Here is a 19,176-nt window from a genome sequence, read left to right on the forward strand (position 1 = left end):
TCGGCGTTCTTTCCAAGGAAAGCTTCACCGCTCCTACGCAGGCAGTAGAAAAGCCTCCGCAGAATCACGAAGGCTTGATAAAACGAAAGTTATACGAGCGAGCTCGTTACTTCTTGTTTCTATCACAACACCTCGGTAGGAAATTAAGCACTAAGGCACCTACTGTCTACGGTAAGCATATTCAAGGTTAAGATTGATACCTTAAGTTTCACAACTGTTATAGATTATCAAAATCGACTCAAAGAGTCAACCCTTAATTATCTGAAGACGGTTGTGTTCACACGAGCGCTAGGTCCCATTGTGGAAGAAATCGAGATGCCTTTAAGGTATACACCTTTAGCAGCAGCTGGTTTCGCACGGTTCAAAGCGTCGATAAGAGCTTTAAGGTTATCGTTCAATTGTGCAGCATCAAAGGACACTTTGCCGATTGGCGCGTGAATTTGACCTGCTTTGTCGAGACGGTATTCGATTTTACCGGCTTTGATTTCTTGCACAGCCTTGGAAACATCGAATGTAACTGTGCCAGCTTTAGGGTTAGGCATAAGACCTTTACCACCAAGCAGACGACCCAGTTTACCGACTTCACTCATCATATCAGGTGTAGCTACGCAGACATCAAATTCAAACCAGCCTTGTTGAATTTTGTTGATCATGTCTTGATCACCAACAAAATCAGCGCCAGCAGTTTCTGCCTCTTTCGCTTTTTCACCTTTTGCAAATACAAGCACGCGTTGTGTTTTACCAGTGCCGTGAGGCAGGACAACAACACCACGAACTGCTTGGTCTTGTTTACGTGGGTCTACACCCAGACGAACTGCTGCTTCAACGGTTTCGTCGAACTTAGCAGTCGCTGCCTTTTTCACAAGCTCTACAGCTTCTGAAGGCTCGTAAGTTGCTTCGCTGTTGATCAGCTTAGCAGCTTCTTGGTATTTCTTACCATGTTTAGCCATGAAAATGTTCCTCCTTTGTGGTGTTAGCGGAAATTCCTCCCACATACTTGCGGGTCACGAATGACCGATTCTTCGAAAACTACTAGTCTTCGATTGTGATACCCATACTGCGTGCAGTACCTTCAACCATACGCATTGCAGCTTCAACAGTTGCAGCGTTAAGGTCAGGCATTTTTGTTTCAGCAATTTCACGTACCGCAGCGCGGCCGATTTTTGCTACTTTTTTCTTGTTTGGTTCGCCGGATCCTTTTTCTACTTTAGCAGCGATGCGAAGCAGAACAGCAGCCGGAGGAGTTTTAGTGATGAAAGTAAAGGAACGGTCTTCAAATACTGTAATTTCAACCGGAATGATCAAGCCAGCCTGGTCGGCAGTACGAGCATTAAATTCCTTACAGAATGCCATGATGTTGACACCTGCTTGACCTAACGCCGGACCTACTGGAGGCGCTGGATTCGCTTTCCCTGCAGGAATCTGCAGTTTCACCATTTTAATAACTTTTTTAGCCATGAGTGACACCTCCTTGCAAAAATAGTGGTCTTCGAACGCCAATAGCGCTCTCCCACAAGAAACCCTAGCTTATGTTATATTTTCTCCACTTGAGTGAAATCCAACTCTAGCGGGGTTTCCCGTCCAAACATGTTAACATGCACTTTGATCTTGCTCTTGTCAGCCAAAATTTCTTCCACGGAGCCCACAAAATTCGCAAACGGACCAACCATAATACGCACGGATTCCTTGATTTCGAAATCAATCTTCGCTTTAGGTTCAACCATGCCCATATGCTTCAGAATTTGTTCTACCTCTTCCGGAAGCAAAGCTGTTGGTTTAGACCCTGAGCCTGTCGAACCAACAAATCCAGTAACGCCCGGAGTATTGCGGACAACATACCAGGAATCATCAGTCTGAACCATTTCCACCAAAACATATCCGGGGTAAACTTTACGCATAACGGTTTTTTTCTTACCGTCTTTGTTTACGATTTCTTCTTCCATAGGAACAAGAACGCGGAATATTTTGTCTTCCATGCCCATGGACTCAACGCGCTTTTCCAAATTGGCTTTGACCTTATTCTCATACCCAGAATAGGTATGAACGACATACCATCTTTTTTCCATATCAAGCCACCTGGGACCTCTCTAAATAATCGCTTCAATCACAGCGGAAATACCGATGTCCAGAACCCAGAAGTAAATAGCGACAACTACAATCGTACCGAGAACGATCAATGTATAGTTGGTCAATTCTTTACGACTTGGCCAGCGAACCTTTTTGAGTTCACTCCAGCTCTCAGTGAAAAAGGAAAACATAGACTTGAAACTACGTTTCATGCCGACTACACCTCCACAGACTATCTGGTTTCGCGATGAGGAGTTTGCGAGTTACAATACTTGCAAAATTTCTTCATCTCCATGCGGTCGGGGTGATTTCGCTTGTTTTTGGTAGTCGCATAGTTTCTTTGTTTGCAACTTGTACAAGCCAAAGTGATAATTACCCGCATGATGTGCACCTCCCGAGACGTCCTTCTAATTCACATTAGAAGACGCAAATATTGATCCTAAAAAAAAGCCGCGAATTTAGGCCTACCTAAAACACTTTAGCATAATGTCAAGGTCTGTGTCAACGAAAGAATTCCGTTCTGCACTGGGTAATTCCGGGTTTAGTAGTCATATGGCCGTACCCTGTCTTTGGGTCTATCTCTTCCTCACACTTCGCTGTCTTCCTTACCATTATGGGGTATTCCGTCTGTGTATAAACCTACCTTCAACGGCAACGACTAAAATCGGCTCAAATAGTAATTTATGGTGCAAGCACCTAATTCTATCCGAGTGATTTCAAAAAGACTAAAAAAAAGAACTCGATGTCCGAGCCCTCTCTTGTTCATTATATCATCAATTGTCACGTACTTCTAGATATCTTTCTAATTTCCTTTTTACTCGTTGTAGAGCGTTATCAATAGACTTTACATGCCGCTTAAGATCTTCAGCAATCTCTTGATAGGATCTTCCGTCTAAATACAACATCAGAACCTTGCGCTCCAAGTCACTTAGAATCTCCGCCATCTTATCTTCAAGACCAATGAATTCTTCTTGATTAATAATTAGCTCTTCTGGATCTAGAACCTGTGTTCCACAAATGACATCCATAAGTGTTCTATCAGAATCTTCGTCATAAATGGGCTTGTCCAAGGAAACATAAGAGTTCAGCGGAATATGTTTCTGACGAGTGGCCGTCTTAATAGCCGTTATAATCTGTCGTGTAATGCAGAGCTCAGCAAAAGCCTTGAATGAAGAGAGCTTGTCACCTTTAAAGTCACGAATAGCCTTGTATAGACCAATCATTCCTTCTTGTACAATATCTTCACGGTCTGCCCCGATCAAGAAATAAGAGCGGGCTTTAGCACGTACAAAGTTACGGTATTTATTAATCAAGTGTTCTAATGCGCCACTGTCGCCACCACGGAAAGCCTCGACAATATCTTCATCACTTATGAAATCATACTCAGACAGCATTATTTCCTTGAGGTCGACACTCACCAAGAATCCCCCCGGCTGCAACGCAAGACACATCGTTACTTCGCGAAATATAGGATCAGTATATATTATGTTACCTTCCACCGTCAACCGGAGTTTGTCCAAAATCAATCTAGAATAGCATAAATTGGAATAAAATATTTCCTGATTCTTCCTCGATCTCACTGTCTGCGCCATTTTTCCAACTTACTGCGCACATCGGGAGGCAGTTTGTCTTCCAAAGAATGACGAGTAGAACTGACACCGCCAGGTTCAATAGCTTTTTTTACTTGTTTCTGATTCTCTTCAATTTCCAGATGCAATTCCCTTGCCGAAATTCGCAATGCACCTTGTGCAAAAATAATATGCTGCTCTATAAAATCACTCGTAGCCACATAGATCTGCCGGCGCCGATTGCTATATTCCCCAACCAGTCGCTCAATGCATTCATCTGCGGTTTCTTTTTCCTTGGTGAAGTACACCTGGACCTTACCCTGGACAAAAGACCTTCCCAACCCCGGAACACGGTATGCATCAAAAACAGCAATAACTCTTCGTCCAGAGAAAGCCTGGTAATCTGCCAGCAAATCCATCAAGCGGTCGCGTGCTTCCTGCATACCAATCTGGGACAGTGCCACAAGTTCCGGCCAGCCACCGATCATGTTATATCCATCCACAAGCAGCACATCGCGCCAGTCGGCCATAGCTATCCCTGCTGTTGCCGGCGGCGTATCACTTCATACATAATGACTCCTGCGGCGACAGAGGCATTTAATGAATTGATCTTTCCGGCCATCGGCAGCTTAAGAAGTACATCACATTTTTCACGAATCAGGCGTCCCATTCCTTTATTCTCATTGCCAATTACAACAGCTACCGGACCCGTGAAAATATCGGATTGGTATAGATTCTGATCGGTATCCACGTCTGTTCCTACTACCCAGACTCCCTGCTCTTTTAGACGGTCAATGGTCTGACCCAGGTTTGTAACCCGGGCAACCGGAACATACTCCACAGCACCCGCGGATGTTTTGGACACGGTCGCAGTTATCTGAGCCGAACGGCGTTTAGGTACGATTACCCCATGTACTCCAGTACAATCCGCCGTCCGCAGAATCGAGCCCAGGTTATGAGGATCTTCAATTTCATCAAGCAAAATAAGGAATGCCGGTTCCCCTTTGGCTTCTGCTATAGCTAACAGATCATCCACTTCAACATAGGCAAATGGTGCTGCTTGTGCAACCACCCCTTGATGCTGCACGCCTGGTGCCAGTTGATCCAGCTTACGCTTGTCCACATGCTGAATGACAATTCCCGCTTTCCGGGCTTCGGCAACGATGGGTGCTGTCAGATGCTTCTGGGCTGTCTCTGCAATCCAAATTTTATTTAATGTACGACCAGCACGAAGCGCTTCAAGCACAGAATGCTTCCCTGCCAATATTTCCTCTTCAGTCTTCAATTCTTCTTCCATGTTCACTTCTCCTATTTTCTATTTCACCAAAGCCTATCACGGCTGTTTCAACATAAACTGTATACCCTTGTGCACAATTTCTTCTATTCTCTCCTGTTGTCCTGTGTAGTACAAGTGACCAATCAAGCACTCAAAAGCTGTAGCATGACGGTATTCAAGCACATCCGCATTCTTAGGAACACTTCCCGATTTCGCATTTCTTCCCTGACGGGCGACATCCTTCTCCTCTTCCGTGAGACTAGGCTCCAAAAAGTTCAGAATTGCACACTGTGCTTTAGCGGATACCAGCCCTGTAGCAGAACGATGCAAATGGTTCGGACGCAAATTCGGAAGAGATACTAAATACTGGCGAACAGCCACCTCATAAATAGCATCTCCTACATAAGCTAGAACAATAGGCGAAAGTAGTCGCGCAGGTTTGGAAGGCTCATAAGGAAACCATCCGTTATCAAACTTGCGTTCCTCACTCATTTACGACGCCACCGCATTCCTTGTGGAGTATCCTCAAGCAATATGCCCAAGCGGCCTAATTCATCACGGATCTCGTCAGACCGGCTCCAATTCTTATTCTTACGAGCTTCAACCCGCTCGGCGATCAACCGTTCAACTTCTTCACTTGCAATTTCCTCTTCCAGTTCAGGCGTCAATCGCAGCACAGCATTCATTTCGCCAAAAGCTTGCAGTAATGCAGCAAAATCAGCAGGAGCAGCCTCGTTATTCGCAAGCGTATGGTTTGCCAGGCTCACCCAATCGAACATAGCCGTGATCGCATCAGGCGTATTAAAGTCATCCTGCATTCTAGCATGGAAATTGGCCACTATAGCTGACAGCTTATCATTAATCTCTGAGTTGACCTCACCTTGAGCACCATCAGCAGCGAGTTCAAGCCGATGTTTAACGTTACTCTCTGCAAGCGTGATCCGTTCAACGCTCTTTTCGGCGGAAGTCATAGATTCCTCTGAGAAATTCAGCGGGTTACGGTAATGGGTCGATAGCATGAAATAGCGGATAGCTCCTGCTTTAAAACGCTCACGGATGTCTTTTACAAGCCAGCCATTACCGAGCGATTTCGACATTTTCTCGTCCCCGATGTTGATGAATCCATTATGCATCCAGTAATTAGAGAGTGGTTTACCAGTCAGAGCTTCGGTCTGAGCGCATTCACATTCATGATGCGGGAACTGCAAATCTTGTCCACCACCATGGATATCAATCGTATCTCCCAAGAACTCTCGCGCCATAGCCGAGCATTCAATATGCCAGCCGGGACGTCCGTCTCCCCAAGGGCTACTCCAGTGCACTTCACCAGGTTTGGCTGCTTTCCAAAGCACAAAATCCTCCGGTTTTTCCTTACGTGAGTCCACCTCAACACGGATACCAAACTGCAGCTCATCCAGATTCTGACGAGATAATTTACCGTAGTCTTCAAATTTTGAAGTGCGGTAATATACATCGCCGCCGCTTTCGTATGCGTATCCTTTTTCCTCAAGCTCTTTAATAAATCCAATGATCAGCTCCATGCTTTCCGTTACACGGGGATTCAAGGTTGCCGGTTTAACACCAAGCCCTTCCAGGTCGTCACGGTAAGCAGCAATAAAAGTTTCCGCTACCTCTGCTACAGTAGTGTTCATTTCTTCGGCTTTGCGAATCAGTTTATCATCGACATCCGTGAAATTCGTAACATACCGCACCTCATTACCTAACTGCTCCAAGTAATTCCGGACCATATCAAAAACAATTATAGGTCTAGCATTTCCGATATGCATATATCCATAAACGGTTGGACCACACACATACATCTTAACTTTGCCCGGCTCCTGGGGCACAAACTGCTCCTTGCTGCGTGTCATTGTGTTATATATTTGTAAAGCCATCCTTATTCCAGCCCTTTCTGTTCTTCCGGATTCCTTCATACCGGGATGCTTAAATTTCGTAGTCACCAATATACTGCTGAGCTTCTGCTATCCGCTGTGCGGTTTTTTGTTTATCTTCTGCGCCAAGCTTTTCCCTAATTTCTTCGATTTCTTTCTGCAAAAACCGCAGTGAATCGACAAGCGGGTCAGGCATCTTCGTATGATCGAGCCGATCGGATACCCGTTCTCCATTACGTTTTACCACACGACCTGGATTCCCTACTACTGTACTGTTGTTAGGCACTTCACGCAACACAACTGCATTCGAACCTATATTTGAATTGTCACCAATACGAAAAGATCCTAAAACCTTCGCACCGGAACCAATAACTACATTGTTGCCGACCGTGGGATGTCGCTTACCTTTTTCTTTTCCTGTTCCTCCAAGCGTAACCCCTTGATAGATTATAACATCATCACCGATTTCGCAGGTTTCTCCAATAACAATCCCCATACCATGGTCGATAAACAGCCTATTTCCGATGACAGCTCCAGGATGGATCTCAACACCAGTCATAAATCTGCTAAACTGCGAAACCATACGAGCCATTGTATACCAGCGGCGTTTGAAAAAAGAGTGGGCGATCCGGTGACCCCAAATGGCGTGCAAGCCGGCATATGTGAAGACAACCTCGAACCAGCTGCGGGCAGCAGGATCGTTATCAAATACCGCCCGAATGTCCGACTTAATATGCTTAAACATCACGGTTCCTCTCTTCTTAACTTCCTTATCTCCTGTTTACAGGTACACAAGAAAGGTATTGTCTCCAGGCCCATCATCCTTATCATACATATGCGGTGAGTGTTCGCTTGGTTTGTTATCTCGTAGAAATATAAGACAAAGAGTATTGTATGAAAATTATTTTTGCTTATATTTAGACAAAAAACGCCCCTGCAGCATAATGCTGCAGAGACGTTTAACCGCGGTTCCACTCTGCTTGAACGAATCAAATGAGCCGCTATTGTAACAAACGGCAGAATTTCTTCGTTCCACTTGGCATCATTAACGGCGACGTTCCCGGCGCGATCTAATGAGCCTTAAAAAGGTCATTCAACCGTGCAGCTCACAGGCGCATGTTCTGCCCCGGACAAATGAATAACTCCCAGCCCGAAAGGGTGTCCCTTTCTCGGTTATTCTCTCTGGCAATTGTCTTCAATGGACGTACTTTTCCTGATCACAGCTATTATCATATAATTCTATCTTAGCGCAAAAGACAAGATACTGACAAGGGGGTTTAGTCGTATGAAATACGACCTTAAGCGCCCTTAATTTGTGATTTCAAACGTTCGATGACCCGGTTTTTGCCGAGCAAAGCAATGGTTATATTAAGATCACGTCCGTGCGTTTGTCCGGTCAGAGCCACACGAATTGGCATAAAGAGTGCTTTGCCCTTATGACCTGTTTCTTTCTGTACTTCCTTAATCAGAACAGCCATGTTGCTTGCACTGAAATCCTGACAGGCTTCAACCTTAGCCAGAAAAGCAGACAATACCTCAGGAACTTGGCTTTCAGCCAGAACCTGCGCTGCTTCCGTCTCTAACTCTAGGTGACTGCGGAAGAACAGTTCCGATAGCGCCACGATGTCAGAAGCTGCAGTCATCTGCTCTTGATACAACGCGACAAGGCTTTCCGCCCATGCTTGTTGCTCTTCGTTCAGCTCAGCAGGTATTTTACCCGCTTTTTGCAGATGTGGAATAGCTAGCGCAGAGATCCGTTTAGGATCAGCATGCTTAATATAATGATTATTCAGATGCGCCAGCTTGTTTTTATCGAATACAGCCGGGCTTTTGGACAAACGGTCCGCATCAAAAATAGAAATAAGTTCTTCTTTACTGAAGATCTCTTCTTCTCCCTCTGGAGACCAGCCAAGCAGAGAAATGAAGTTAACCAGAGCCTCAGGCAAGTAACCCAATTCATCATATTGCTCGATAAACTGAATAACGGATTCATCCCGTTTGCTGAGCTTCTTGTGGTTGTCGCCAACAATAAGCGTCATGTGACCAAATAAAGGTGGCTCCCAGCCAAGCGCTTCATAGATCATAAGCTGGCGGGGTGTGTTGGAAATATGGTCTTCTCCACGCAATACGTGAGTAATAGCCATCAGATGATCGTCAACAGCTACCGCGAAGTTATAGGTCGGAATTCCGTCCTTCTTCACAATAACAAAGTCACCCATTTCTTTTGTGTCAAAAGAAATACTGCCTTTTACGAGATCATCAAACGCATACGTACGATCTTCTGGCACACGGAAGCGAATGCTAGCCACTCGTCCCTCAGCTTCAAAAGCTAAACGTTGCTCTTCAGTCAGATCACGGTGTTTGCCAGAATAACGAGGCGTTTCTCCGCGAGCAGTCTGTTCTTCACGTTCCGCTTCCAGCTCTTCCTCTGTGCAATAGCAGCGGTAAGCCAAACCTCTGTCCAGCAAATCCTGCCAATGTACACGATATAAGTCAAGACGTTCTGTCTGACGGTAAGGTCCGTACTCTCCGCCAACATCAACGCTCTCATCCCAATCCATACCCAGCCATTTCAAATACTTAAGCTGGCTCTCTTCACCACCAGCGACATTGCGCTTTACGTCTGTATCTTCAATTCTGATAATGAATTTACCGCCTTTATTACGGGCGAACAGATAGTTAAACAGCGCCGTTCTGGCGTTACCTATATGTAAATGTCCCGTAGGGCTCGGTGCGTAACGCACCCGGACTTCATCCGTCATTGTATTCCCTCCGCTTCATATGGTTGAACTTAATTTACTACTTAGACCATCTCAAGATGATATCACATCTTGGAGTAGACAGACAATAGATTGTGCGGCAATTCCTTCGCCGCGTCCGGCAAAACCAAGCTGCTCAGTTGTAGTAGCTTTAACATTCACCTTGGACGGGTCGGCATTAAGCGCACGTGCGATAATCTCGGTCATTTGTGGAATGTACGGAGCCATCTTAGGCTTTTGGGCGATAATCGTTGAATCGATATTTCCCAGCTTATATCCTCGCTCACGAGCAAGTGCCCATACCTCTTCTAATAACTTCAAGCTATCTGCGTCCTTAAAGGCTGGATCTGTATCCGGAAAATGTCTGCCAATATCACCAAGTCCAAGTGCGCCTAGAATCGCGTCACTAACTGCATGCAGCAGCACATCTGCATCGGAATGCCCAAGCAATCCTTTTTCGTAAGGAATCGTAACTCCCCCAATAATACAAGGCCTGCCCTCTACCAGCTGATGCACATCAAATCCTTGTCCTACAGCGATCATGATTGTCCCTCTCCCCTGTTTCTTTCTGTGAATTCTGCATAATCCAAATCATCAGGTGTCGTAATCTTAATATTTCTGTAGCTTCCCTCTACCACAGAAACCGGAATCCCCGCACGCTCCGCCAAGCTGGAGTCATCGGTGCCCAGAAAGCCATCCCGCTCCGCCGCTGCATAAGCCTCCAGCAAATCAGAAAGACGAAAAGTCTGCGGGGTTTGAATCGCCCACAGACTTCGCCGATCCGGCGTAGACAGTACCTGTCCTTCATTATCCACCTGTTTGATCGTATCCTTGACGGGTACAGCAAGAACCGAAGCACCCATCTGCTTCGCTCGTTCGTAGCAAGCCTCAATTTCATTCGGCTGTACAAACGGACGAACACCATCATGTACCATTACCCACTGTGTCGTAAGTTTCAACAACCCTTTATGTACGGAATGCTGACGCTCAGATCCACCAGTTACTATAGCCTTAACCTTGTCCAGCTTATAGAGCTGTATCCATTCCCGGCAGCGTTCAATATCCTCTTCACCGGTTACGAGCACGATTTCAGAGATCAATTCGTGCTGCTGGAATACCTCCAGCGTATGAACGATAATCGGCTTCCCCTGCAGTAACAAATATTGCTTGCTCTCCGCAGTTCCCATTCGCGTTCCTCTGCCTGCCGCCACAATGACGACGCCCACACTGTTTGACATTAATCTGGCTCCTGTCTTTCACGTATAATCCCATCATAACGTGTTTGGCGGGCATTTCCAACCCATAGGACAGTCCCCATACACTTTATCTTCACTTATTGCGCTTTTTCCAAAAGTTTTGGCTTAGCAAATATCATTCGGCCAGCCGAAGTTTGCAGCACGCTAGTGACCAGAACCTCCATCGTAGTCCCGATATATTCACGTCCGCCTTCTACAACAATCATCGTTCCATCGTCTAAGTAGGCTACCCCTTGCCCATGTTCTTTGCCATCCTTAATGACCTGAACTACGATTTCCTCACCAGGCAGCACTACAGGCTTCACAGCATTCGCCAGATCGTTAATATTCAGAACGGAAACACCCTGCAATTCGCAAACCTTATTTAAGTTGAAATCATTAGTGACTACTTTACCTTGGAGTACCTTCGCTAACTTCACTAACTTACTGTCAACCTCAGAGATTTCTTCAAAATCTCCCTCATAGATCAATACCTTCACATCAAGCTCTTTTTGAATTTTATTGAGAATATCAAGCCCACGCCGTCCCCGGTTCCGCTTCAACAGATCCGAAGAATCAGCAATATGCTGGAGCTCTTCAAGCACGAATTCAGGTATGACAATGGTTCCCTCAATAAATCCCGTCTTACAAATGTCAGCGATTCTTCCATCGATAATAACACTTGTGTCGAGAATTTTATGTTCCTCAAGCCCGCGGCCTTCCGGCTCAGCCGCTTGGCCCCAGCGTCCAGATGTCCACAGCGCAGCAAGCTCCTCTTTTTTCTCCAAACCGATCCGCAGCCCCAGATATCCAAAAGCCAACGTAGCTGGCACTTGCAGCAGCTGCCCAGCTTTCCCAAGCCAGATCATTGCAGGGTATAACAGGAGAGATAACAGAAGCCCCCCTGTAAGCCCAGCTGCACTTGCAGCTAATTCATTCATTGGAATACGCGAACAGTAGTGAACCGCCTCCCGCAGTTTTGAACCTCCCCATTCCGCGCATAAAGACCCCGCAAACAAAAAAATAATGGCACCCAGCACCGTAAATAAAATGCTTCCTTCTACAGGTAAGCTTTCACCCAGCTTTTCCATCCCCTTGGGGAATCCTCTTTCGAGCGCATGGTATAGCGAAAAACCTGACCAAGCACCACATATTAAGGCAAAAGACAAAATCACTTTTTTCCACATAACCTAACGCACCTCCTTTTTATTCATCCTAAATGGATCTATTCCTCACCAGTATGTTCCAATTTTCAAGACGATAAACTTGGGGTAGCGCTGGAAATGCAAAAAGGCTTTGCCATCCCCTAGGGAAGACAAAACCTTTGGTCATAATTTATTCAGTTACCTTACCTTATGGACCGATTAACCGTTCTTGGAGTGATACACTTTATCCTCTGAACGGCTACGACGACGATGACGGCGTCTGGCTGTCAACCGATCAATATTTTGCTTAAAGCCGTATAATGCATAAATTCCAAGTAAGACAAAGATCAGCTTAGCGATTTGCTCTGGGAACACAACAGCTACAGCCACTGCAACAACAATAACCACTGGCGCTCCAACCACCGCTTTTTTCGGCAATCCAATCTTTTTAAAATTAGGATATTTAACAGTGCTGACCATCAAATAGGATAAGAGCAGTGTAGCAACGATCATAAACGGAGCCGAAACATCTTTATTAAAAAGAGCTAATGTGGCCAGTACACCACCTGCAGCAGGAATTGGCAAACCGATAAAATAACCCGGAACCCCCGGACGAACATTAAAACGGGCTAAGCGCAAAGCACCAAACACCGGAAAAATTGCAGTTACTGTCCAGCCTAATGCAGAGTTTAAATCCTGCAGGCTTGAGACGTACAAAATAACGGCCGGTGCGACTCCGAAAGAAACGACATCAGATAAGGAGTCCAACTCCTTGCCAAATTCGCTTTCGCATTTTAGAGCGCGAGCTACTCGACCATCTAAGCCGTCTAACAGCATAGCAATAATAACCATGATAGCGGCCATGCTAATCTTACCGTCAAACGCCATCATGATACCAAACATTCCGAGCATCAAATTACCTATCGTAAAAAGACTCGGAATTGATTTTTGTATCATTTCTTCACCTCAATTTTCTAACTTTGGCCTTTAACGTCCCCAATATTACGTGATTGTATGTTATTTACATTTGCCTGTCAATAAGAACTTGCTTCTGTAAACGTTTGAGCCCATCCTGAATATTACGGGCCCGCACCTCCCCAATTCCGTCCACTTCATCCAATTCAGCTATGCTTGCGGACATCAAATTAGGCAGCATTTCAAACCGCTCCACCAGATTGTGAATGATCACATTCGGAAGCCGCGGAATTTTGTTAAGCAGGCGATAACCACGTGGAGTCACCACTTCTTCAGAGGTAATTGCCGTAGAGGAATAACCCAGTATACGGGCAATATGGTTATCATCCATCAGATCATCATCGCTTATCCGTTTGAGACCGGCGATAATTTCACGGATTTTATCTTCCTGCTCTTCCTTAGCATAGTCTCTGTATAGAAGCCATGCTTCTTCCTCTGTATTTCCAACCAGTTCTTCCATCTGCATGCTGATCAGGCGTCCTTCGTTGCCCAATTCGTTGATATAGCGTTTGATCTCCATTTTTATGCGCAAAACCATCTCTACACGCTGGATAACACCCACTACTTCAGCAACGGTAACAATGCCCTCATATTCTGAAGCTGACAAATTCGTCAGTCCTTGCGTGAGCACTGCTTTATACTTCTCAAGTGTCTGAATCGCTTGGTTAGCCTTTGCCAAAATAGCCCCGATCTCTTTGAGTGCATAACGTATCGAGCCTTGATAAAGCGTGATGATATTGCGGCGTTGTGAAATGGAAACCACCAGCTTACCCGTTTGCTTCGCTACCCGCTCCGCGGTCCGGTGACGGATCCCCGTCTCGATGGATGAGATAGAAGAATCCGGTATAAGTTGTGTATTAGCATACAATATACGCTTTAAATCCTCACTTAGAATAATAGCTCCGTCCATTTTAGCTAGCTCATATAAATAATTGGGCGAAAAATCGCAGTTAATGGAGAATCCGCCATCCACTACGTCCATCACCTCAGGACTGTACCCTACGACAATAAGTGCCCCTGTCTTAGCGCGCAGCACATTCTCCAAACCTTCCCGAAAAGGTGTACCCGGTGCCGCCAGTCTGAGCAGATCATTCATATTCTCTAATTGGTTATATTCTTTCATATCCCTGTGCCCCCTAATCTAACGCGACCGATAGTGCATCTGCTACGGTACTGACGCCAATAATCTGGATATCTTGCGGGTGCTTCCATCCCTTCATGCTCTTTTCAGGCATAATCACCCGCCGGAAGCCAAGCTTTGCGGCCTCCTTAACGCGCATTTCCGCGCGCGAAACGCCTCTTACCTCACCGGTAAGTCCTACTTCTCCGAAGAAAACGTCGTAAGGTTTTGTTGAAATATCACGAAAACTGGAGGCGATACTAATAGCTACAGCTAGATCAATCGCCGGTTCATCCAGCTTTACTCCCCCGGCAACATTAAGGTATGCATCCTGATTCTGCAGGAACATGCCCATCCGTTTCTCGAGTACAGCGATAATAAGTGCCATCCGCTGGTGATCCATGCCTGTGCACATTCGCCGTGGGGAAGGGAAGTGGGTGGCAGCAACAAGTGCCTGAATTTCTACAAGCACAGGTCTAGTTCCCTCCATACTTGCCACCACAGTAGAACCAGCCACGCCAAGCGGACGTTCCGATAAAAAGAGCTCCGATGGATTCTCTACTTCGGTAAGCCCCGCTTCACCCATTTCGAAAATGCCGATTTCATTCGTAGAGCCAAAGCGGTTTTTTACAGCCCGCAAAAGTCTATACGTATGATGCCGCTCACCCTCAAAATACAGCACGCAGTCCACCATATGTTCAAGCATCCGTGGTCCAGCAATAGCCCCTTCCTTGGTAACATGACCAACGAGAACTGTTGCAATTCCACGAATCTTAGCGATACGCATAAATCTTGTCGTACACTCCCGAACCTGGGTCACGCTGCCTGGCGCACTCGTTACTTCTGGCATAAATACGGTCTGAATAGAATCGATGACAAGAAATTGTGGCTGGATTTGTTCGATCGCTTCTTCTATGCTTTCCATATTTGTCTCACATAGTACATAAAGCTCCGTTGACAACGCATCGAGGCGATCCGCGCGCAGCTTAGTTTGCCTTACCGATTCTTCGCCCGAGATATACAATACTCGCAATCCCTGTGTTGTAAGGGCGTGCGAGGTCTGTAATAAGAGCGTAGATTTACCGATTCCTGGGTCTCCCCCTACTAGTACCAGCGATCCTGGTACGATCCCCCCACCGAGAACACGGTTAAGCTCACCTATACCTGTCAGTATGCGCGGTTCCTTGTCACTTTCTATACTTATGATCGACTGTGCCTTTTCTTTACTATGAAAAATAGGGGCATTCATTCCCTGTGTTTTGACTACGCTTTCCGTTTCCTCCACCATGGAGTTCCAAGCCTGGCACCCTGGGCATTTCCCGAACCATTTTGGCGATTCGTATCCACAGTCGGTGCAAAAAAATTTTGTTTTTGCTTTAGCCATTTGTTCTCCTTACGGTCCGAACTGTTTACAATTCGGATCATTTTCTTCTAATGAAAGTTTACCATTTCTACCCCTTTAACGAAAGGTCATTCGGTATTTGCATTAAATGTATATTTTAAATTGATCTATTTCCAATAAAAAAAGCTTCCGCTCCTCTATAAATAAGGAGCGAAAGCCTTGTTTATTTTATTCGGATTCTACTTCTTTTTCAAGCGCTGGCGCTACTGGAGCGTCCACTTTAGTCACCACAAGTTCTCCGCCGACCTCATCAATATTGAGGGAATCACCCTTTTGGATATTTCCTCTCAACAATTCCTCAGAAAGACGGTCCTCAATATGCTTCTGAATTGCCCGGCGCAATGGACGTGCACCAAAGGCTGGGTCATAACCTTCTTTAGCCAAGAAGGCCTTCGCTGCATCCGTGAGTACAAAATCAACATCATATTCACGCAGGCGCTTGCGCAGCTCATCAGACATCAACGTAACGATCTCAGCGATATGTTTCTCATCGAGTGAGTGGAAGACGATGATTTCGTCGATCCGGTTCAAGAACTCTGGACGGAAGCTCTTCTTGAGCTCTTCCATAACCTTGCCCTTCATATTGCCGTATTCTGCTCCTGCATCTTGCACAGCCGTGAATCCAAGCGTTGAATTCTTCTTGATTGCCTGTGCGCCTACGTTAGAGGTCAGAATGATAAGTGTATTGCGGAAGTCAACTACCCGGCCTTTGGAGTCGGTAAGGCGACCATCTTCAAGCACTTGCAGCAAAATGTTGAATACTTCCGGATGTGCTTTTTCAATTTCATCAAGCAGTACTACAGAGTATGGTTTACGACGTACCTTCTCTGTTAATTGGCCGCCTTCTTCATAGCCGACATATCCAGGAGGAGCACCAACTAAACGGGACGTGGAGTGCTTCTCCATGTATTCCGACATATCAATACGGATGACCGCATTTTCATCGCCGAACATAGCTTCAGCAAGCGCACGTGCCAACTCAGTTTTACCTACACCCGTAGGACCGAGGAAGATAAAGGAGCCCATTGGACGTTTCGGATCTTTAAGACCCGCACGCGCCCGGCGCAATGCCCGGCTGACAGCCTTAACAGCTTCGTCCTGACCAATCACTCGTTCATGCAGCAGAGCTTCCATGTTAAGCAGACGGTCGGTCTCTTCTTCCTTCAGCTTGCTTACAGGGATTCCCGTCCAGCTTGCAACAACCTGTGCGATATCTTCAGGTGTAACTTCAGAATCGGTACGTCCTTGTTTTTCTTTCCACTGGTTCTTAGTCGTATCAAGCTCTTCACGGATTTTTTGCTCCGTATCACGCAGGGCAGCCGCTTTCTCAAACTCTTGGCTCTGAACAGCAGAATCCTTCTCCTTGCGGATATCATCCAAGCGCATTTCTAGTTCCTTCAGATTTGGCGGGATAGTGTAAGAGTGAAGCCTTACTTTAGACCCTGCTTCATCGATAAGGTCAATGGCTTTATCCGGCAGGAAACGATCCGGAATGTAACGATCAGACAGCTTTACAGCTTCCACGATAGCTTCATCCGTAATTTTCACACGGTGATGTGCTTCATAACGATCGCGAAGTCCAAATAAAATTTGTACCGCTTCTTCTGGAGATGGCTGATCCACCGTAATCGGTTGGAAACGACGCTCCAAAGCTGCATCTTTTTCAATATATTTACGATATTCATCCAGCGTAGTCGCACCGATGCACTGAAGTTCTCCGCGGGCTAAAGCCGGCTTAAGAATGTTGGAAGCATCAATAGCACCTTCTGCGCCACCAGCACCGATCAGCGTATGAAGCTCATCGATAAAGAGTACGATATTCCCCGCTTGGCGAATCTCATCCATGATTTTCTTGAGGCGGTCTTCAAACTCACCGCGATATTTAGTACCAGCCACTACAGAGCCCATATCGAGCGTCATTACGCGTTTGTCGCGCAGTGTTTCTGGAATTTCATTATTAATGATCTTTTGGGCCAAGCCTTCAGCAATAGCTGTTTTACCAACCCCAGGTTCACCTATCAACACCGGGTTGTTCTTCGTCCGGCGGCTCAGTACCTGAATAACACGTTCAATTTCCTTGCTGCGACCGATAACTGGATCCAGGTTGCCATCCTTGGCATAAGCCGTCAAATCGCGTGCTAGACCGTCTAGAGTAGGTGTGCTGACATTAGCAGGTGTTCCGCTATGACTGGATGCAGCCTCGCTGCTTCCCAGAAGCTGAAGCACTTGCTGACGAGCTTTGTTCAAGCTGATGCCGAGGTTATTAAGCACACGAGCCGCGACACCTTCTCCTTCACGAATAAGTCCTAGCAGAATATGCTCAGTGCCGACATACGTATGTCCCAGCTTGCGGGCTTCGTCCATCGACAACTCGATTACTTTTTTGGCGCGAGGAGTATAAGCAATGTTCGTAGGTTGTTCTTGGCCTCTGCCAATCAGTGTCTCCACTTCGTCCTGGATTTTTTCAAGACCCAGACCCAAAGCGATTAATGCTTTAGCAGCAATGCCGTCTCCTTCACGAATAAGTCCTAGCAAAATATGTTCTGTGCCAATATTGTTGTGTCCTAAACGAACAGCTTCTTCCTGCGCTAGCGCTAGCACTTTTTGTGCGCGTTCCGTAAATCTTCCAAACATCATATCTCCTGCACCTCCATGAATAATAAATATCTATATTAATGTTGTGTTCCCAGTGTTTCTCGGAGCAGTTTCGCCCGATACATATCCCGTTCAGTGGCGTTCATCTCGTCACCGAACATTTTTTGCAGAAATCCTGGCTGTGTCTTAACGTTAAGCTCATTAAGCACGGAAATCGAAGGGCCTTCCAGTATGCCAAGGTCAACCCCAAGTCTCACATCAGACAGCCGTTGTGCGGATTCTTTAAGCTCCATTAGAGCTGCATAACACAAAATCCCATAAGATCTTTTCACTCGGTCTGTAATTCTTAAAGCGGAATCTACAAGCAGCCTTTCACGGGCATTTCGTTCATGCTCTATAATCTGGGTGACTACACTGTGAAGGTTCTCGATGATTTCACTTTCTGTTTGACCGAGAGTAATCTGATTGGAAATTTGAAAGATGTTCCCTACTGCTTCGCTGCCCTCACCATAAATTCCTCTTACAGTCAATCCCACTTGGTTCACTGCTGACAATATGCGATTGATCTGTTGGGTCATTACTAGTGCTGGCAAATGCAGCATTACTGAGGCACGCAGCCCTGTACCCACATTGGTGGGACAACTGGTCAAGTATCCTCTTTTATCATCAAAAGCGTAATTCACAGCCGATTCGAAGATATCATCGATGGCTGTCGCACGTTCCCATGCTTCTCTTACCTGAAGACCCGGGAACAGACATTGGATCCGCAGATGGTCTTCTTCGTTAATCATGATGCTAACCGACTCATCTTCATTTAATATCACAGCTGCGCCACGTGAATCATTAGCCAGATTAGGACTGATGAGATGTTTCTCGACCAATACCTTTTTATCCAGTTCATTCACTTCAGCAAGCTTTATTAGTTGAAAAGATCCGAATTCGGCAGCAGTTTCCCCATGAAACACAGGGGCCAGCAGCTCTAATACTTCTTCCGATTGCTCTAAGGAAGCAAGCATAGGGAATGGAAGATGCTCTAAATTACGTGCAATACGCATACGGCTGCTAATTACAATCTCGGAGTGACTGCCTCCCGAGCGCATCCAATCACTAAGCGCTTGTTCAGTAAATCGGAGACTTGACAT

At 46.0% G+C, this 19,176-nt stretch carries 20 protein-coding genes and 1 other annotated feature; all 20 genes read right to left on the reverse strand.

Annotated features, from left to right (window positions below; genetic code table 11):
• Positions 1-37: 37 nt before the first annotated feature.
• Positions 38-190: a sequence feature (ribosomal protein L10 leader region), on the reverse strand.
• Between the two features lie 67 nt (positions 191-257).
• The 20 genes from rplA to MHH89_RS19510 all read right to left on the reverse strand — a co-directional run bounded on the left by rplA (position 258) and on the right by MHH89_RS19510 (position 19,176).
• Positions 258-950 (reverse strand): 50S ribosomal protein L1, encoded by a 693-nt coding sequence (gene rplA / locus MHH89_RS19415; RefSeq protein WP_076310583.1) that lies wholly within the window; start codon positions 948-950, stop codon positions 258-260.
• An 82-nt stretch (positions 951-1,032) separates the two neighbouring features.
• Positions 1,033-1,458: a 50S ribosomal protein L11 gene (gene rplK / locus MHH89_RS19420; protein WP_036680502.1), complete on the reverse strand. Its 426-nt coding sequence runs from the start codon at positions 1,456-1,458 to the stop codon at positions 1,033-1,035.
• A 74-nt stretch (positions 1,459-1,532) separates the two neighbouring features.
• On the reverse strand, positions 1,533-2,066 hold the full coding sequence (gene nusG / locus MHH89_RS19425) for a transcription termination/antitermination protein NusG (protein WP_036680499.1): 534 nt from the start codon (positions 2,064-2,066) through the stop codon (positions 1,533-1,535).
• 21 nt (positions 2,067-2,087) lie between these two features.
• A complete protein-coding gene (secE, locus tag MHH89_RS19430; protein ID WP_036680497.1) occupies positions 2,088-2,279 on the reverse strand; it encodes a preprotein translocase subunit SecE in 192 nt (63 codons plus the stop codon).
• Between the two features lie 20 nt (positions 2,280-2,299).
• Positions 2,300-2,449, reverse strand: a complete 150-nt coding sequence (gene rpmG, locus MHH89_RS19435; protein WP_076099620.1) for a 50S ribosomal protein L33 — start codon at positions 2,447-2,449, stop codon at positions 2,300-2,302.
• A gap of 391 nt (positions 2,450-2,840) precedes the next feature.
• Positions 2,841-3,485, reverse strand: a complete 645-nt coding sequence (gene sigH, locus MHH89_RS19440; RefSeq protein ID WP_036680496.1) for an RNA polymerase sporulation sigma factor SigH — start codon at positions 3,483-3,485, stop codon at positions 2,841-2,843.
• 158 nt (positions 3,486-3,643) lie between these two features.
• Positions 3,644-4,165 carry an NYN domain-containing protein gene (locus MHH89_RS19445; protein ID WP_036680494.1) on the reverse strand — a complete coding sequence of 174 codons (522 nt, stop codon included), beginning with the start codon at positions 4,163-4,165 and terminating at the stop codon, positions 3,644-3,646.
• Positions 4,166-4,167: 2 nt separating this feature from the next.
• The gene (gene rlmB, locus MHH89_RS19450; RefSeq protein WP_076105935.1) at positions 4,168-4,932 is read right to left on the reverse strand and encodes a 23S rRNA (guanosine(2251)-2'-O)-methyltransferase RlmB; all 765 of its coding nucleotides are present in this window, start codon (positions 4,930-4,932) and stop codon (positions 4,168-4,170) included.
• A 36-nt stretch (positions 4,933-4,968) separates the two neighbouring features.
• Positions 4,969-5,403, reverse strand: coding sequence for a Mini-ribonuclease 3 (locus MHH89_RS19455; RefSeq protein ID WP_076099622.1), 435 nt, complete (start codon positions 5,401-5,403; stop codon positions 4,969-4,971).
• Positions 5,400-6,806 carry a cysteine--tRNA ligase gene (gene cysS, locus MHH89_RS19460; RefSeq protein WP_076130023.1) on the reverse strand — a complete coding sequence of 469 codons (1,407 nt, stop codon included), beginning with the start codon at positions 6,804-6,806 and terminating at the stop codon, positions 5,400-5,402. The genes MHH89_RS19455 and cysS overlap by 4 nt, the downstream gene beginning before the upstream one ends.
• Before the next feature lie 49 nt (positions 6,807-6,855).
• Positions 6,856-7,548, reverse strand: coding sequence for a serine O-acetyltransferase (gene cysE, locus MHH89_RS19465; RefSeq protein ID WP_036680489.1), 693 nt, complete (start codon positions 7,546-7,548; stop codon positions 6,856-6,858).
• 553 nt (positions 7,549-8,101) lie between these two features.
• Entirely contained in the window at positions 8,102-9,565 is a 1,464-nt protein-coding gene (gltX, locus tag MHH89_RS19470) for a glutamate--tRNA ligase (RefSeq protein WP_036680487.1), read from the reverse strand.
• Positions 9,566-9,616: 51 nt separating this feature from the next.
• Entirely contained in the window at positions 9,617-10,105 is a 489-nt protein-coding gene (gene ispF / locus MHH89_RS19475; RefSeq protein WP_036680486.1) for a 2-C-methyl-D-erythritol 2,4-cyclodiphosphate synthase, read from the reverse strand.
• Entirely contained in the window at positions 10,102-10,800 is a 699-nt protein-coding gene (gene ispD, locus MHH89_RS19480) for a 2-C-methyl-D-erythritol 4-phosphate cytidylyltransferase (RefSeq protein ID WP_076130021.1), read from the reverse strand. The genes ispF and ispD overlap by 4 nt, the downstream gene beginning before the upstream one ends.
• Before the next feature lie 95 nt (positions 10,801-10,895).
• On the reverse strand, positions 10,896-11,984 hold the full coding sequence (locus MHH89_RS19485) for a PIN/TRAM domain-containing protein (RefSeq protein WP_036680481.1): 1,089 nt from the start codon (positions 11,982-11,984) through the stop codon (positions 10,896-10,898).
• 177 nt (positions 11,985-12,161) lie between these two features.
• Positions 12,162-12,899 carry a CDP-diacylglycerol--serine O-phosphatidyltransferase gene (pssA, locus tag MHH89_RS19490; RefSeq protein ID WP_036680477.1) on the reverse strand — a complete coding sequence of 246 codons (738 nt, stop codon included), beginning with the start codon at positions 12,897-12,899 and terminating at the stop codon, positions 12,162-12,164.
• Between the two features lie 64 nt (positions 12,900-12,963).
• A complete protein-coding gene (gene disA, locus MHH89_RS19495; RefSeq protein ID WP_036680475.1) occupies positions 12,964-14,040 on the reverse strand; it encodes a DNA integrity scanning diadenylate cyclase DisA in 1,077 nt (358 codons plus the stop codon).
• A gap of 13 nt (positions 14,041-14,053) precedes the next feature.
• Positions 14,054-15,421, reverse strand: a complete 1,368-nt coding sequence (gene radA, locus MHH89_RS19500) for a DNA repair protein RadA (RefSeq protein ID WP_341087893.1) — start codon at positions 15,419-15,421, stop codon at positions 14,054-14,056.
• A 186-nt stretch (positions 15,422-15,607) separates the two neighbouring features.
• Positions 15,608-18,076 carry an ATP-dependent protease ATP-binding subunit ClpC gene (gene clpC / locus MHH89_RS19505; protein WP_036680471.1) on the reverse strand — a complete coding sequence of 823 codons (2,469 nt, stop codon included), beginning with the start codon at positions 18,074-18,076 and terminating at the stop codon, positions 15,608-15,610.
• A 35-nt stretch (positions 18,077-18,111) separates the two neighbouring features.
• Complete coding sequence (locus MHH89_RS19510) at positions 18,112-19,176, reverse strand: protein arginine kinase (RefSeq protein WP_036680469.1); 1,065 nt, start codon at positions 19,174-19,176, stop codon at positions 18,112-18,114.

The organism is Paenibacillus sp. FSL H7-0323 (assembly GCF_038002725.1).
GTDB classification, from domain to species: domain Bacteria; phylum Bacillota; class Bacilli; order Paenibacillales; family Paenibacillaceae; genus Paenibacillus_AQ; species Paenibacillus_AQ odorifer.